Below are 16,787 nucleotides of genomic sequence, written 5' to 3'. Positions count from 1 at the left end.
GTGGGACGCCCGGCCGGGCGGACAATTAGAATTGACAACTGCGCGCCGGTGGGGCGCGGTCTCCCGTTCCGGAAGGGCTTACGGTGTCCAACACAGCTGAATCCACGGCCAAGCGCCCGCTCCGCGTCGCGATCGTCGGCGCGGGACCCGCAGGCGTCTATGCCGCGGACATCCTGACCAAGTCCAACGAGGTCAAGGACGGCGGCTTCGAGGTCAGCATCGACCTTTTCGAGGCCTACCCGGCACCGTACGGCCTGATCCGCTACGGTGTGGCCCCGGACCACCCGCGCATCAAGGGCATCGTCAACGCCCTGCACAAGGTCCTGGACCGCGGCGACATCCGGTTCCTGGGCAACGTCACCTACGGCCGGGACCTCACCCTTCACGACTTCCGCGCCTTCTACGACGCCGTCATCTTCTCCACGGGCGCCATCAAGGACGCCGATATGGACATCCCCGGGATCGACCTCGACGGCTCCTTCGGTGCCGCCGACTTCGTGTCCTGGTACGACGGGCACCCGGACGTTCCCCGCGACTGGCCGTTGGACGCCAAGGAAATCGCGGTCATCGGCAACGGCAACGTGGCCCTGGACGTGGCGCGGATGCTGGTGAAGCACGCCGACGAGCTGCTCGTTACGGAGATCCCGGACAACGTCTACCAGGGCCTGAAGAATTCGCCGGTCACCGACGTCCACGTCTTCGGCCGCCGCGGCCCCGCCCAGGTTAAGTTCACCCCGCTGGAGCTGCGCGAACTCAGTCATGCCCGCGACGTCGACATCGTGCTCTACCCCGAGGACTTCGAATTCGACGAGGCCTCCGACGACGCGATCCGGAGCAACAACCAGACCAAGACCATGGTGAACACCATGACCAACTGGCTGGTCGAGGAGCACGCCGAGGCTGAACAGCCGTCGTCGCGCCGCCTGCACCTGCACTTCCTGCACAGCCCGGTGGAGATTTACGACGACGGCGGGTCCGGCAAGGTTGCCGGCATCAAGTTCGAGCGCATGCAGCTTGACGGCACCGGCAACGTCAAGGGCACGGGGGAGTTCATCGACTACCCGGTGCAGGCCGTCTACCGCGCCATCGGCTACCACGGCTCTGCGCTGGACGAACTGGAATACGACGCCAAGCGCGGGGTCATCCCCAACGAAGGCGGCCGTGTCCTCGACGCCGACGGGAATCCTGTCCCCGGCATTTACACCACCGGCTGGATCAAGCGCGGGCCGGTCGGCCTGATCGGGCATACGAAGGGCGACGCCCTGGAAACCATCGGCTTCCTCCTCGAGGACCGGCTCACCCTGCCGCCGGCCCAGAACCCCGACCCGCAGGCGATCATCGACCTGCTCGAGGAGCGCGGCATCGAGTACACGACGTGGGAAGGCTGGAACAAGCTGAACGCCCACGAGGCCGCCCTCGGCGCTTCGTGGACGGAATCCGCCGCCGGGAACGACGGCGTCGTGCGCGAACGCATCAAGGTGGTGCCGCGCGAGGAGATGATCCAAATCTCTCGCGGCTAAACCCAACTAGGTAGCAGCACAGGGTGTTCCCAGCACCGGGAACGCCCTCTACTGCTACCTAGTTGGGTGGACTAGACTGTCGCGGGCAAGCGTTTGGGCGAGTGGGAGTTCGATGAAGAACCTGATCCAGCCGGCGGCACCCGGATCCGTAGATTCGGTGCTGGTGCAGCGGCGCGCCCTGGCGAGCCACGAATTCCTGGACAGCCACGCGCAGAGCGAAGCGTTCCCCGACACCGATGAAATCCCCGGCCTGCGCCGCCTGATCCGCGAATCCTGGCAGCGGTCCGCCAAGCTGCGGGCCAACCCCGACAACCCCGAGGCGCCGCTGGCCATCGCCGCGGACGAGCTGGAAGAATACCGCCGCCAGCACCCCTTGGCCGCCATCATGCCCGTGATCCAGAAGCTCCTCATCCGCCCCAGCCACGACTGCGGACTGCTCGTTGCCGTGGGCGACGAGGTGGGCAGGCTGCTCTGGGTGGAAGGCGATACCGGCGTGCGCAGCCGCGCCGAAGGCATGATGTTCGTTCCCGGTGCCGACTGGTCGGAGGCCACTGTGGGAACCAGCGCCCCCGGGACCGCCCTCGCCCTGGGCCGCGGCATCCAGATTTCCGGCGCCGAGCACTACAAACGTTCAGTCCACCCCTGGAGCTGCACAGCGGTGCCGTTCCAGGACCCCGATTCCGGTGCGCTGCTGGGGGTCGTGGACATCACGGGCACTGAGGCGGCCGTGGCGCCGCACACGCTTTCCCTCGTGGAGGCCACCGTGGCGGCGGCCCAGGCCCAGCTGCGCGTGGAACGCCTGCAGCTCGCGGCTGCCCAGGAACGCGTTAAAGCACGACGGCGGCAGCCGGGTTCCGGGGCGGCCAGCGGTGCGGCGCGGGAAGGCAGCCTGTACCGCAACAGCCTGCAGCTGCTGGGCCGTGACCAGGCACTGCTCAGCATCGAGGGCCGCAGCGTGGTGCTCTCCGCCCGGCACAGCGAGATCCTGGCCCTGCTCAGCACCCACCCGGACGGCCTCAGCGCCGACGAACTGAGCGTCCTGTTGTACCCGGGGGACGGCTCCACAATCACCCTGCGCGCCGAGATGGTGCGGCTCCGGAAGGTTCTGCAGCAGCTGAACCCGGCCGCGGTACCGGAGTCGCGGCCGTACAGGCTGGCGCTGGAGCTCCTGCCGGACAGCAGCCAGGTGCTCACCTGCCTGCAGCGCGGCGCCCACCGGATCGCCCTGGAAATCTACCGCGGCGCCGTCCTGCCGCGCTCGGAGGCGCCCGGCGTCGTCGAGCTCCGGAACCGCGTGTCCGCGCTGCTGCGCGAGGCCGTGCTGACGGACGGCAGCGCCGAGTCGCTTCTCAAGTACGCGGAACTGCCGGAGGCGGCGGACGACGTCGACGTCCGGCGTGCCGCCCTGAAGCTCCTGCCGCCGCGCTCTCCCAAGCGGGCCGCCGTCGTCGCCGATCTGGAGCGGCTGGAAACGGAACTGAGCGCCTAATCCCAGCTGCCCGTGGCCGAGCTTGCGAGGTTAGGGGGCAGGCTCAATCAGCGGTGACCCGGGTCACACGGTTGCAACCTGGCTGCAACCTGCCCGCTCCTAGGCTCGATGCATCGGCGATCACCATGACACATCGCCACCGTGTTGCAGAGCAAAGGAGCTAGCAATGACCGTTTACGCACAGCCCGGCACCGAGGGTTCGAAGGTCACGTTCAAGGACCGCTACGAGAACTGGATCGGCGGCGAGTGGGTTGCACCCGTGAAGGGCCAGTACTTCGAGAACATCACGCCCGTCACCGGCAAACCGTTCTGTGAGGTGGCCCGCGGTACCGCCGAGGACATCGAACTCGCCCTCGACGCCGCGCACAAGGTGGCGCCGTCCTGGGGCCGGACCTCGGTGGCCGAACGCGCCGCGATCCTGAACAAGATCGCCGACCGCATCGATGAGAACGTCGAACTGCTCGCCGTCGCCGAGACCTGGGACAACGGCAAGCCGGTCCGCGAGACCCTCAACGCGGACATCCCGCTCGCGGCAGACCACTTCCGTTACTTCGCCTCCGCCGTCCGCGCCCAGGAGGGCAGGCTGTCGCAGCTCGACGACGACACCACGGCCTACCATTTCCACGAGCCGCTCGGCGTCGTGGGCCAGATCATCCCGTGGAACTTCCCCATCCTGATGGCCGTCTGGAAGCTGGCCCCCGCGCTCGCGGCGGGCAACGCCGTCGTCCTCAAGCCCGCGGAACAGACGCCAACGTCCATTCTGGTCCTGATGGAACTGATCGGCGACCTGCTGCCGGCCGGCGTGGTCAACGTGGTCAACGGCTTCGGCGTCGAGGCGGGCAAGCCGCTGGCCTCCAGCCCGCGGATCCGAAAGATCGCCTTCACCGGCGAGACCACGACCGGACGGCTGATCAGCCAGTACGCCTCCAACAACCTGATCCCCGTGACGCTGGAACTCGGCGGCAAGAGCCCGAACATCTTCTTCAACGACGTCGCCGACTCCAACGATGCGTTCTATGACAAGGCTCTGGAAGGGTTCGCGCTGTTCGCCTTCAACCAGGGTGAAGTCTGCACCTGCCCGTCCCGCGCCCTGGTCCAGGAAGGCATCTACGACTCCTTCATGGCCGACGCCCTGGCCCGGACCGAGAAGATCATCCAGGGCAACCCGCTGGACACAGAAACCCAGATCGGTGCGCAGGCCTCCAACGACCAGCTGGAGAAGATCCTCTCCTACATCGACATCGGAAAGCAGGAGGGCGCCAAGGCGCTCACCGGCGGCGCCCGCGCTGAACTGTCCGGTGACCTGGCCGGCGGCTACTACGTCCAGCCCACGATCTTCGAGGGCCACAACCGGATGCGCATCTTCCAAGAGGAGATCTTCGGCCCGGTGGTCTCCGTGGCCCGCTTCAGCGACTACAACGACGCCATGGGCCTCGCCAACGACACCCTCTACGGCCTCGGCGCAGGCGTCTGGTCCCGCAACGGCAACGTCGCGTACCGGGCAGGCCGCGAGATCCAGGCGGGCCGTGTCTGGGTCAACAACTACCACGCATACCCGGCCGGCGCCGCGTTCGGCGGCTACAAGTCCTCCGGCATCGGCCGCGAGAACCACGCCATGATGCTGGACCACTACCAGCAGACCAAGAACCTCCTGGTCAGCTACAACGAGAACAAGCTCGGCTTCTTCTAGGGAGTGGGGCCCGGCCCTCGCGCCCCACTCCAGCCCCTACCCGGGCGGGGACGGATCAGCTCCATCCGTCCCCGCCCGCACCATGCTTCCCGCCCCTACCGCGGCGGAAGAACTACCCCTGGCCACCCCTCAGGAGGGCAGCACCACCTTTTCCGCACCACCCAAACAACGCTCAAACGACGCAAGGATTTCGCCAATGACGACGACAATGCAAGCAGCCGTAGTATCCGAATTCGGCAAGGACCTCCAGATCCAGGCCATTCCCGTCCCAACGCCAGGCCGCGGACAGGCCCTCATTAAGGTGATCACCAGCGGGGTCTGCCACACCGACCTCCACGCCGCGGAAGGGGACTGGCCGGTCAAACCGTCCCCTCCGTTTGTGCCCGGCCATGAAGGGGTGGGCGAGGTGGTGGCCCTCGGCGAGGGCGTCACCGATCTCGCGGTCGGGGACCTGGTGGGCAACGCCTGGCTCTGGTCCGCCTGCGGCGACTGCCAGTACTGCCGCACCGGCTGGGAAACGCTGTGCGAGGCACAGAAGAACGCCGGCTACAGCGTGGACGGCTCCTTCGGCGAGTACATGCTGGTGGACAGCCGGTTTGCTGCGCGGATTCCGGCCGGCTCGGATCCTGTGGAGGTCGCTCCGGTGCTTTGTGCCGGCGTCACCGTCTACAAGGGACTGAAAATGACCGAAGCGAAGCCGGGGGAGTGGGTCACCATCTCCGGCATCGGCGGCCTGGGGCACATCGCCGTCCAGTACGCCGTGGCCATGGGTCTGCGCGTCGCCGCGGTGGACATCGCGGACGACAAACTCGCCCTCGCCAGGAAGCACGGCGCCGAGCTCACCGTCAACGCGCTCCACGAGGATCCGGCGGAAATCATCCAGCGTGAAACCGGAGGCTGCCATGGAGTCCTGGTCACAGCCGTGCACCCGTCAGCGTTCGGGCAGGCCATCGGCATGGCCCGCCGCGGCGGCACGATCGTGTTCAACGGCCTGCCCCCGGGCGACTTCCCGGCACCGATCTTCGAGATCGTCCTCAAGGGCCTCACCGTCCGCGGCTCCATCGTGGGGACACGGCAGGACCTCGAGGAGGCACTGGATTTCTACGCACAGGGCAAGATCCACCCCACTGTCTCCACCCGGGAACTCTCGGAAGTCAATGCGGTCTTCGACGAGATGAAGCATGCGAAGATCGACGGCCGTGTGGTGCTGAGGTTCTGATGCCCGACACCAGGCTGGACGCTGCGGTGACACTGCCCGGGGAGGACTTCTCCCGGGTGGCGCTCACCGCCGAGTCGGTGTCGCTGCTGCGGAAGCTCTGGGCGCAGCACGGCCCGCTCATGTTCCACCAGTCCGGCGGCTGCTGCGACGGCTCGGCGCCCATGTGCTACCCGGCCGGTGATTTCATCACAGGGGAGTCGGATGTGCTCCTGGGGCGGTTTGACCTCTCGGCGGACGACGGCGGCCGGCCCGGTTCCGTGGACGACGGCACCCAGCCGCTGGAGTTCTGGATGTCCAGGGAACAGTTCGGCTACTGGAGCCACACCCACCTGACGGTGGACGTGGTGCAGGGCCGGGGGAGCGGATTTTCCGTCGAGGCGCCGGAAGGCAAGCGCTTCCTGATCCGCTCCACACTCATGGACTGGCCGGTCTGAGCAAACTCAGACCGAATGCAATACTCCTTTGCAGAAGACGCTCAGGTGGGGCCGCGAGGTAGTGGCCCCGCCTGAGCGTTGCCCGTTAGTTGACTGGTTGAAAACCCCCAATTTGGGTGGACCAGCAGCGCAAAGAGCTCCGGTTCGGTTGTATCCACAAGGTTTTCACGGGCAGGCCACCGCACGATGGCACGGTTACATCCCTCCTAGCGGCAGGTGTGCCATGAAACTCTCAGCCTGGAAGTCAGACGGGGGCGCGGATCAGAGTCGATCTGCATCACCCACCGATCCACCCACGAACCGGCGTCATCGACGCAAGAAGCACCGCAAACAGGCCATGTCCATTCGGACGGTGGCGGCAGTAACCACATTGATGATGCCAATCGCCATGGGGTTGCCTCTGGTGGCGGCCAACGCGGTGCAGGCGCCGGTGGGAGAGGGTTTCACCATCACCCCCTCCGATCTTTCCTTCATCCTGAAGCAGATCAAGATCGCTGAAGCACATGTGGCCAATACGACCTCGGCCACCGGCCCCTGCGGCGCGCTGATTGGCACGGGCCCCAACCAGATCCCGAGCCCCCTGGTCTCCCAGGGGCTCCGGACGGTGGACGGGTCATGCAACAACCTCCAGCCGGGCCAGGAAACGTTCGGTGCAGCCGACCAGAAGTTCCCCCGCCTGACCACCCCCGTTTTTAAGAGTGCCGAGAACTCGCCTTCCGCGTTCGGGCCTTCCCAGCCGACGTCGTACGCGCAGAAGAAGGGCAACGTCTTCGACTCCGAACCCCGCGTGATCAGCAACCTGATCGTGGACCAGACCTCGACCAACCCGGCGGCGGTCGCCGCGGCGGGCAACCCGGTCCGGACCCAGGGCAACACGGGCGTCGTTCCCTGCACCACGGACCCGGATCCTCTGGCCACCCCGCCCGTTGTCGGCGTTCCCGCAGACTGCGTCCCGTCCCACAGCACGCTGTTCATCGAGAACGTGACCACCGACGTCGGCCTCTCCCCGCCCTACAACTCGATGTTCACCCTGTTCGGGCAGTTCTTTGACCACGGCGTGGACCAGACCGTCAAGAGCGGCGGAACCGTCTTTGTTCCGCTCAAGGATGACGACCCCCTGATCGCGGGCCCGGACCACATCTCCGGCAACGGGGACGACCTCGATCCGAACCTGCGCTTCATGGTGCTGACCCGGGGCCAGAACCAGCCCGGTGCGGACGGTGTCCTGGGGGACAACCCCGCGACTGCCGCCGATGAAAGCGCTGACGACGTCCAGGATGCAAACAACACGGACTCGCCCTGGGTCGACCAGAGCCAGACCTACACCTCGCACGCGTCCCACCAGGTCTTCCTGCGTGAATACGTGAACAACACGGACGCCAAGCCGGTCGCAACGGGCAAGCTGCTCGGCGGACCTGCCGGCCCCACCGCTGGCGGCATGGCCACCTGGGCCACCACCAAGGCCCAGGCCTCGGCGCTTCTCGGCATCCAGCTGCTGGACAAGGACGTCCTGAACGTTCCGATGATGGCGGCGGACCCTTACGGCAAGTTCATCCCCGGCCCGGCGCGCGGCCTGCCGCAGTTCGTGACCGCCACCGGACTCGTGGAAGCCAACCGCGCTGACAACGGCGGCCTCGGCACGCTCGTGCCGGCCAACGTCAAGTACTTCGACACCCCGTTCCTGACGGACATCGCACACAACGCGGACCCGTCCCCGCAGGACACCGACCACAACCCGGCGACAGCAAAGGTGACTCCCGCGCCGGACCCGGACACGACGCCCTCGGCCGATTTCGCCAGCCAGGCCCCCGGCACCTACGACGACGAGATGCTGAACGCGCACTTCATCGCCGGCGACGGGCGCGTCAACGAAAACATCGGCCTCACCGCCATCCACCAGATCTTCCACTCCGAGCACGACCGGCTCGTCGACGACATCGAGAGCGTGCTGACCAACGACACGTCCGCGAGCGGCACGGCAGCACTGGCCGAATGGAAGCTGGCGTCCGGCGCCAGCGGCTGGAACGGCGAGCGCCTCTTCCAGGCCGCACGGTTCATCACGGAAATGGAGTACCAGCACCTGGTCTTCGAGGAGTTCGCCCGCAAGGTTCAGCCTGCGATCAACCCCTTCGAGCCGTTTGCATTCACCCAGACGGAGCTCAACCCCGCGGTCAAGGCTGAATTCGCCCACGCCGTTTACCGCTTCGGCCACTCCATGCTGACCGAAACGATCTCCCGCCGGAACGAGGACGGGGCCGGCCCCGACACGGTGTTCGGCACGTCCGATGACACCAAGGGCAGCCAGAACGACATCTCGTTGCTTGACGGCTTCCTCAACCCGCCCGAGTACACCAATGGCGGGCCCGCCGGGCCGCTGACCTCGGAAGAGGCCGCCGGAAGCATCATCATGGGAATGTCGGACCAGGCGGGCAACGAACTGGACGAGTTCGTCACTGACACGCTCCGCAACAACCTGCTGGGCCTGCCCCTGGACCTCGCAACGATCAACATGACGCGGGCACGTTCTGAAGGCATTCCGCGGTTGAACGTCCTTCGCCGTGAGATCTTCAACAAGACGAATGACGGCCAGCTGAAGCCCTACACCAACTGGGTGGACTTCGGCGAGAACCTCAAGCACCCGGAGTCGCTCGTCAACTTCGTCGCTGCCTACGGCCTGCACCCGTCCATCACCGGGGCAACCACGGCCGCGGCCAAGAGGGAAGCTGCTCGGCTGATCGTCAGCCCTGCTGCCGGAGATGTTCCTCCGGCCGACGCCGCAGCGTTCATGAACAGCACGGACGCCTGGGTCAACGACGGCACGAGCTCAATCACCGGCCTCGACAACGTCGACCTCTGGATCGGCGGCCTCGCGGAACAGACGGTAGTGTTCGGAGGCCTGCTGGGCAGCACGTTCAACTACGTCTTTGAGAACCAGCTGACCGACCTGCAGAACGGCGACCGGCTGTACTACCTGGCGCGCACCCCGGGCATGAACCTCCGGGCGCAGCTGGAGGGCAACTCCTTCGCCGAGATGATGATGCGCAACACGAATGTGCACACTCTGAAGGCCGATTCGTTCGCCACCTCGGACTGCAAGTTCGAACTGAAGAAGCTCGCCGGCACCACCGACGGCTTTGCAGCATCCGGCAACACCGTAGCCGATGACCCGGACTCAGAGTGCAGTGAGGCGGATCTGCTGATCCGCATGTCCGACGGCACGATCAAGTACCGTGCAAGGAACACCGTCGATCCCTCCGGCATCAACGGGCAGAGCGTCTACAACGGCACCGCCGGCGTGGACCGCGTCTACGGCGGAAACGACAGCGACACGTTCTGGGGCGGTGAAGGCAACGACATCATCGAGGGTGGTGACGGAGCCGACGTCGCGCTCGGTGGCGAAGGCGATGACATTATCACCGACCTCGCCGGCGACGATGTTCCGAAGGGCGGACCGGGCAATGACGCGCTCGACGCCGGCCCGGGCCTGGACATCCTCATGGGTGGCGATGGCAAGGACTTCACCAACGGCGGAGCCAATGCCAACGAGACCTTCGGTGGAACCGGTGACGACTTCATCATGCTCGGTCAGAGCCTTGACGCCGCATTCGGCGACAGCGGCGACGACTGGGAAGAGGGTGGAGACCAGCCCGACCTGATGCAGGGCGACAGCGGCAACCTGTTCTTCCTGGATGATTCGCAAAAGCCCGGACACGACATCCTCGTCGGCCAGGGCGGCGACGACGACTACGACATGGAGGGCGGCGACGACATCGGCGTCGGCGGTCCTGGCATTGAGAAAGTCGCCGGAGCCTCCGGCTACGACTGGGAGACCGGCCAGGGCGACCCGCAGCCGCAGGACCTGGACCTTGCCCTGCCGCTTGTTCCGCTTGACATCCTGCAGGTCGATGTCCGTGACAAGTTCAACGAACTCGAGGCCGCATCCGGCTGGAAGTTCGATGACAAGGTGCGCGGCGACGACGTCGTCCCCAGTGCCGTTGGAGGCGGCGGATTCATCGGCTGCAACGTGCTGAACCAGGAGGGTCTTGACCGCATCGCCGGCCTCGACGACCTGGTGCCGGCGCTGAACACCCCGGCGGATACGGTTATTGCGGCATCAGCAGGCAAGGACTGCCCGCTGCTCACGGCCGGTTCGAACGTCTGGGGCGATGGCAACATCCTCCTTGGCGGCGGCGGCTCAGACCTCCTCGAGGGACGCGGCGCTGACGACATCATCGACGGCGACCGGTACCTCGGTGTCCGGCTTAGTGTCCGCACCGACCCGAACAACCCGGCGACCGAGATCGGCAGCGCCAGCATTGAAGCGCTGGGGCAGAGCGCCATGACCAGCCGGTACCTGAAGGATGCCAACGGCAACCTCACGGGACCGACGCTCCAGGAAGCAGTCTTCGCGGGAACCGTGAACCCCGGCAACATCGTGGCCGTCCGCGAGATCCTCACGGGCTCCGGCGGCATCGACTCGGCAGTGTTCACCGGTCCGGAAGCCGACTACACGGTCACCACCACCGGCGGCGACGGCACCCTCGGCTCCCCGGGTTCCACCACCACGGTGACCGACAACGTGGGCACTGACGGTACCGATACCGTACGGAACGTCGAACGGCTCGTGTTCGCCGACACCGTTGCACCGTCGGCGCCCGTCATCGGCGCAGCAACGGCCGGCAACGGCCAGGCAACGGTCAACTTCACCCCGGCAGCAGGCGGTATCGCCACCAGCTTCGAGGTGCGGGTGGTCAATGCAGCCGGAACGCAGGTTGGCGCACTCCAGACGGCAGACGCCGATGCCACCAGCCTGGTGGTGACGGGTCTGACCAACGGAACCCCTGTACGGTTCCAGGTCCGGGCAGTAAACGCAATCGGCACCAGCGCCTTCTCGGCACTGTCCAACCCGGTCACTCCGTCGGCTCCCGTTCTTGCCAGCGCTCCGGCGATCGGCACGGCAACCGCCGGCAATGCCCAGGCCACGGTACGGTGGACGGCCCCCGCGGCGGTACCAAGCGCACCGGTCACCCAGTACCGGGTCCGCGTCTTCGTGGGAGCGAGTGCCACTCCGGCCCGCGAGGACATCGTCGGGAACGTCACGAGCACGGTGGTGACCGGACTGATCAACGGCACCGGTTACACGTTCGATGTCTCGGCGATCAACGCGGCAGGCACGGGAGCAGCTTCGGCCCGTACACCGCTGATCACACCGCGGACCGAGTTCGTGGCACCGACGATCACTGCCAGGACGCCCGCCGCGGGCGCCACGTCCGTCAGTCAGACGAACAACCTGAGCGTGACCTTCAGTGAGCCGGTGGCGAACGTCACCACAGGCACCGTGGTACTGCGGCTCGGCACCACCGTCATCCCCGCCACGGTCACGTACAACAACGCGACCCGGACGGCGACGGTGAACCCGAACGCCACCCTCCTGGCTGACCGCACGTACTCGCTGGCTGTCTCCTCGGTCCGCGACACCGCAGGCAACACCATCGCGTTCACCTCATGGCAGTTCACCACCGGTCCCGCTCCGACTGTTCTCTCCGTTACCCCAGGTATCGGCGCCAACAATGTGAGCAGGACGGCGAACGTCTTGGTCCGCTACAGCGAGCCCGTGACGAACGTCAACACCGCAACCGTGGTCCTGCGGCGCGGCACCCTCGCAGGACCTGTAGTGACAGCGACGGTGACGTACAACGCGGCCACGAGGACGGCGACGCTCAACCCGTCGGCGACCCTCGCAGCCAACACCACCTACACCATGGCAACGTCCTCCGTACTGGACCTGGCCGGCAACCCGCTTGCCTTCCGGTCCTGGACCTTCCGGACTGGCGCCGGGTAATTCAGTTGGCCGGTTGGCGGTTCCTGACAGGGGGCCGCCAACCGTCCCCCGGGACACCACGCCCGGCCCTCCACCACACCGCGCAGCCGCAGCGCGGAGGAGGGCCGGGCGTGGTTTTGCGTCCCGTCCGTCTCAGTATTCGGGACAAATGTGGCCGTCCACTGGATGGACACTATCCTTGATAGGTCTGTTTCCATCCCCTATCAGGACTGTGGACCTCCAATGAACCTTTTCCGGACCAAATCCATCGAGCAGTCAATTGCCGACGCCGATGAGCCCGGACGCAAGCTGAAGCGCTCCCTAAGCACCTGGGACCTGATGATCATGGGCGTCGCTGTTGCCGTCGGTGCCGGCATCTTCTCCGTGGGCGCCAAGGCCGCTGCAAACTTCGCGGGCCCCGCCGTCACCATCTCCTTCGTGGTCGCCGCCGTCACCTGCGCCCTGGCGATCATGTGCTACGCCGAGTTCGCCACCGCCATCCCGGTGGCCGGCTCCGCGTACGTTTTCACCTACGCCACCATGGGCGAGATTCTTGCCTGGATCATCGGCTGGAACCTCATCCTGGAGCTCTTCACCGCGGCAGCGGTGATCGCGAAGTACTGGGGCATCTACCTCAGCAAAGTCTTCGCCCTGATGGGCGTGGACATGCCGCCAGCCATCTCGCTCGGCGGGGTTGACCTGTACTGGGGCGCCTTCCTCATCGTTGCCGTCTTCACCGTGCTGCTGGTCCTCGGAACCAAGCTCTCCGCCCGCGTCGGCAACATCTTCACGCTGATCAAGATCGGCGTGGTGGTGTTCGTGATCATCGTCGGTTTCAGCTATGTGAAGCTTTCCAACTACAGCCCCTTCGTCCCGGCCTCCGAACCGACGGCCAATGCGGGTGCGGCCGACGTCATGAAGCAGTCGTTCTTCGGCTTCCTCACCGGCGCCGCGCCCGCGCAGTACGGCACCCTGGGGATCTTCGCCGGCGCCGCGCTGGTCTTCTTCGCCTTCATCGGCTTCGACGTCGTGGCCACCTCCGCGGAAGAGGTCAAGAACCCGCAGAAGACCCTGCCCCGCGGCATCTTCGGCGGGCTGGCGCTGGTGACGCTGCTGTACATCCTGGTGTCCCTCGCACTGACCGGCATGGTCCCGTACACGCAGCTTGCCGAGGCTGAGAGCCCCACGCTCACCACTGCCTTCGAGGCTGTCGGCAACACCGATGCCGCGAAGGTGATCGCCTTCGGTTCCCTTGTGGGCCTGACCACTGTGATCATGGTGCTGCTCATGGGCCTTGCCCGCGTGGTGCTGGCCATGAGCCGCGACGGCCTCCTGCCGCGCTCGCTGTCCAGGACCAGCGAAAAGCGTTCGACGCCGGCCCGCCTGCAGATCATCTGCGGCGCCGCGGTTGCCCTGGTTGCCGGACTCACCAACGTGGACCTGCTCGAGGAGATGATCAACATCGGCACCCTGTCCGCCTTCGTGATGGTCAGCCTGGGCATCATCGTGCTGCGCAGGAAGCGCCCCGACCTGAAGCCGGCCTTCCGCGTACCGTTCGGCAAGGTAATTCCCGTCCTGTCCGCGGTGCTGTGCCTGTACCTGATGACCAACCTCGCCGTGGAAACCTGGATCTTCTTCGGCATCTGGCTGGTGGTGGGCATTGCCATCTACTTCGCCTACGGACAGCGGCACTCCCGCCTCAACGAGAAGTTCGCCGGCGCCAAAGCCGCGGTGAACGGCACTGCAGGGGACCTCGACGACCGGGACGACGACGATGACGCGCTGACCAAGGTCTAGCCTGACCAAGGTCTAGCCTGACCAAGGTCTAGCCGGACCCGATCCACGTGGGCGCCCGCCCGCTGGTGGTTCTGTTACGGGGCGGCATGCCGCCCCACCCAGTCCACCAGCGGGCGGAGCTGTTCCCAGCGGGCGGCGATCTCGCGTTCCGCCTCCGCTGAGCCGAGCCATTCGGGTTCCCCGAGGGTGACACCGGCGGAGAGCGACTTGTGCTTCAGCAGCTCGGCGCGGGGATGGTCCTTCGGGAAGCCACGCGGCACGGTTTTCAGTTTCTCGCCTTCGATGGCGAATCCGGCCGCCGCGATGGCATCCACGATGTGCTGCAGCTGTTCGCCGGTGTTTCCCGCATCCACGGAATTGCGGTAACGGACCAGCTGCGCGGGTGAATGCGAGTGGTAGCCGCCGCCAACAAGCAGGCCGTCTGCGCTGATCTGGATGTAGTAGCCCACGCCTTCCTGATAGGAGGCGAAGGCACCCTGGGCGGTCTTGTAGGGGGACTTGTCCGGGGAGAAGCGGACGTCACGGTTGGGGCGGAAAATCTTGCCCGGGCCAAAGCGTGGCTCAAGATCGGCGAGGAGTGCCTGGAGCGGGCCCTTGACAGATTCCTGGTACACCGCGGAGTGGGCCTGCCACCAGTCGCGGTTGTTGTTTTCCTCCAGCTCAGCGTAGAACTTGGTTGCCGCGGCGGGGATGCCCTCGAATGTGCTCATGGATGAAGCCTAGGGTTAGCCGGCGCCTCCGGCCACGGCCGCACCTGCCTATGTGGAACACCGGCCTATGTGGAAATCAGCGGCAGCCCGTGATGCTGTACAGCGTGCGGCCCGCTGCAGAAGCCAGTTTTTCAAAGCCCCGGTCCGTGGGGACGTTGTAGAAGCCCGGCCATCGGCTCAGGCTGACACTGCCGTGCGACGCGCCGGGGGCGTCCTCGTAGAAGTGGGTGGCGCCGACCTTGCGCACCGCGTCACAGATCGCGGGGTCGGTTCCCAGCCGGTTGAAGCCGGTGCGGAGCAGTTCCTTGGCCGCGCTGCCGGCGGTGGGCGCACCCAGCTGGGTGTAGACGACGTGCCGTCCCGTCAGCGCATAGAAGTACGTTTCGCCGTTGAACGGATCCCCGATCACCACCGCATCTGCAGGCAGCATGGCACCCGACCTCTCGATGAAGGCCTGTTCCCCGCTGGACAGCACGCCGGTTCCCGGCTTGTTCGAGACAGAATAGTTCTGTGCGGCCACCGCCACGCGTTCCACCGACCGATAGCTCCCGGAACCGACGTAAAGCGCCCCGGTAACCGCGACCACGGCCACGGTGAACAGGACGGCGGGAACGGGCCACCTTCCTGATGTGTTTGTCCGCGGCAGCCGGGCGGACAGGGCCCGTACCACGGCGCCGGTCACCACGGCAATGGCCAGGGCCGCCAGCAGGCTCCCCGTCATGGCGATGAACGGCGCGATCCGCTGGGTGTCCTTGTACCAAACGCCTGTCAGCCAGCGCAGCCCGTTTTCGGGTCCCGCGGCGAGCACGTAGAGTCCCACGAAGGCCAGCCAGGCGACGGCGAGCGGCCTCGCTTCCCGGACAAAAGCGGCCACCACCGCGCCAAGAATCACCAGCAGCCCCACGGCCACGTTGAAATCGTCCGGGGCGGGCGGGGAGAGGGCCGGGAAGCGGGGAAGGTCGAAGAAGGCAAGGGACAGGGAATCCGGGACCACGGCCCGTACGGCCCGGCGGTAGGCCATGACACCCGCCAGCAGCCGTGAGTTGGCCAGCACCGACCATGCCGCCGTGGCAAGCACTGCCGCCGCCACCGCAGCCCCGAGCGTCGGCAGGGGACGGCGCCGCACGCCCCGCACCAGCAGCGGCAGGAAGCGGGCGGCCACAAAGGGCAGAAGCGCGACGGCCGTGGCAAACAGGGCACTGGGGTGCGCCGCTGCACAGCCGCCGAGGAGGGCGAGAAGGACGGCTGCCAGCAGGATCTTTTCCCGGGCCGGCGTTTCCGCCCGCCGGGCGGATGTCAGGCGGCGCAGCATCAGGACGGCCACGGCAAGGGTTGCCGGCACAAGGGCGGTGGCCAGGCCGTTGGGCCACTGGCCGCTGCGGAGGAGCTGCGAGAAGGGAAAGCTGACGAAGGAGGCCGCGATCAGCGGCGTCAGAGCCCAGGCCGCAGGGTGCCGCGGCAGCACGGCTGTGGCCAGGAAGGCCAGGCCGGCCGGCCAGATCAGCCCGCCGATGACGATGGAGGACAGATTGGCCGCTTCCGACACGCTGCCTGGAACGAGGGCCACAGCGCCATGCCAGCCTGCGGGGTAATAGGTGGCGGTGCCTGCACCGAAAATGGGGGCGATGCTCCACGGGGTGGCCTCGCCGCTTTCCTGGATCCACCGCAACGCGTTCAGGTGGAAGATCGGGTCCCAGCCCTGCGAGGCAGTGGCAGGGTCCCCGATTCCGCGAAGGATGGCCAGGCAGGTCACCCCGGCTCCGACGGCAACCCCCGCGGCCACCGCCAGTGTCGCCGGCCGGCCCAGGCCCTCAGGCCACAGAGGCTCTCCAAAGGCGAACCGCCTGCCGGCCAGCCAGGCAGTGACGACAAGCGGCAGGGCAGCCAGCGCGGCCGTGGCAATGTTCCACGGCAGGCCAACGGCGGCCGCCAGGAAACTGCCGGCCAGATACATCAACAGGGTGACGGCCGGACTGAGGGCGATGGCCGCCGGCCAGCCTGGCTTTAGCGGCAGCAGAACCAGTAGTCCCGGCAGGAAAAATGCGGCGGTCAGGAACAGGACGGTCGGGGCCGAGGGGGCCAGCCCGAAAAGCCAATCAAGCATGGT

The 16,787-nt window shown here is 66.6% G+C and carries 9 protein-coding genes; 7 read left to right on the top strand and 2 right to left on the bottom strand.

From position 1 onward, the window contains the following. The first annotated feature begins 83 nt into the window (after positions 1 to 83). The 7 genes from ABRP34_RS07995 to ABRP34_RS07965 all read left to right on the top strand — a co-directional run bounded on the left by ABRP34_RS07995 (position 84) and on the right by ABRP34_RS07965 (position 13,970). Complete coding sequence (locus ABRP34_RS07995) at positions 84 to 1,520, top strand: FAD-dependent oxidoreductase (protein WP_353712793.1); 1,437 nt, start codon at positions 84 to 86, stop codon at positions 1,518 to 1,520. A gap of 112 nt (positions 1,521 to 1,632) precedes the next feature. Beyond that, complete coding sequence (locus ABRP34_RS07990; protein WP_353712792.1) at positions 1,633 to 3,009, top strand: GAF domain-containing protein; 1,377 nt, start codon at positions 1,633 to 1,635, stop codon at positions 3,007 to 3,009. Positions 3,010 to 3,175: 166 nt separating this feature from the next. Beyond that, positions 3,176 to 4,699: an aldehyde dehydrogenase family protein gene (locus ABRP34_RS07985; protein ID WP_353712791.1), complete on the top strand. Its 1,524-nt coding sequence runs from the start codon at positions 3,176 to 3,178 to the stop codon at positions 4,697 to 4,699. A gap of 196 nt (positions 4,700 to 4,895) precedes the next feature. Continuing rightward, positions 4,896 to 5,918, top strand: coding sequence for an alcohol dehydrogenase AdhP (gene adhP / locus ABRP34_RS07980; RefSeq protein WP_353712790.1), 1,023 nt, complete (start codon positions 4,896 to 4,898; stop codon positions 5,916 to 5,918). Then, entirely contained in the window at positions 5,918 to 6,352 is a 435-nt protein-coding gene (locus tag ABRP34_RS07975; protein WP_003804231.1) for a DUF779 domain-containing protein, read from the top strand. The genes adhP and ABRP34_RS07975 overlap by 1 nt, the downstream gene beginning before the upstream one ends. A 337-nt stretch (positions 6,353 to 6,689) precedes the next feature. Beyond that, positions 6,690 to 12,194, top strand: coding sequence for a peroxidase family protein (locus ABRP34_RS07970; protein WP_353712789.1), 5,505 nt, complete (start codon positions 6,690 to 6,692; stop codon positions 12,192 to 12,194). 222 nt (positions 12,195 to 12,416) lie between these two features. Further along, positions 12,417 to 13,970, top strand: a complete 1,554-nt coding sequence (locus tag ABRP34_RS07965) for an amino acid permease (RefSeq protein ID WP_353712788.1) — start codon at positions 12,417 to 12,419, stop codon at positions 13,968 to 13,970. A gap of 74 nt (positions 13,971 to 14,044) precedes the next feature. On the opposite strand, the gene ABRP34_RS07960 is transcribed toward ABRP34_RS07965, so the two are convergent. Next, positions 14,045 to 14,680 carry a DUF2461 domain-containing protein gene (locus tag ABRP34_RS07960; RefSeq protein WP_353712787.1) on the bottom strand — a complete coding sequence of 212 codons (636 nt, stop codon included), beginning with the start codon at positions 14,678 to 14,680 and terminating at the stop codon, positions 14,045 to 14,047. A 76-nt stretch (positions 14,681 to 14,756) separates the two neighbouring features. Continuing rightward, positions 14,757 to 16,784: a DUF6541 family protein gene (locus ABRP34_RS07955; protein WP_353712786.1), complete on the bottom strand. Its 2,028-nt coding sequence runs from the start codon at positions 16,782 to 16,784 to the stop codon at positions 14,757 to 14,759. Positions 16,785 to 16,787 lie beyond the last annotated feature (3 nt).

It is taken from the genome of Arthrobacter sp. K5 (assembly GCF_040448525.1).
In the GTDB taxonomy this organism is placed as follows: domain Bacteria; phylum Actinomycetota; class Actinomycetes; order Actinomycetales; family Micrococcaceae; genus Arthrobacter; species Arthrobacter globiformis.
This window is presented reverse-complemented; position numbering and strand designations above follow the sequence as displayed.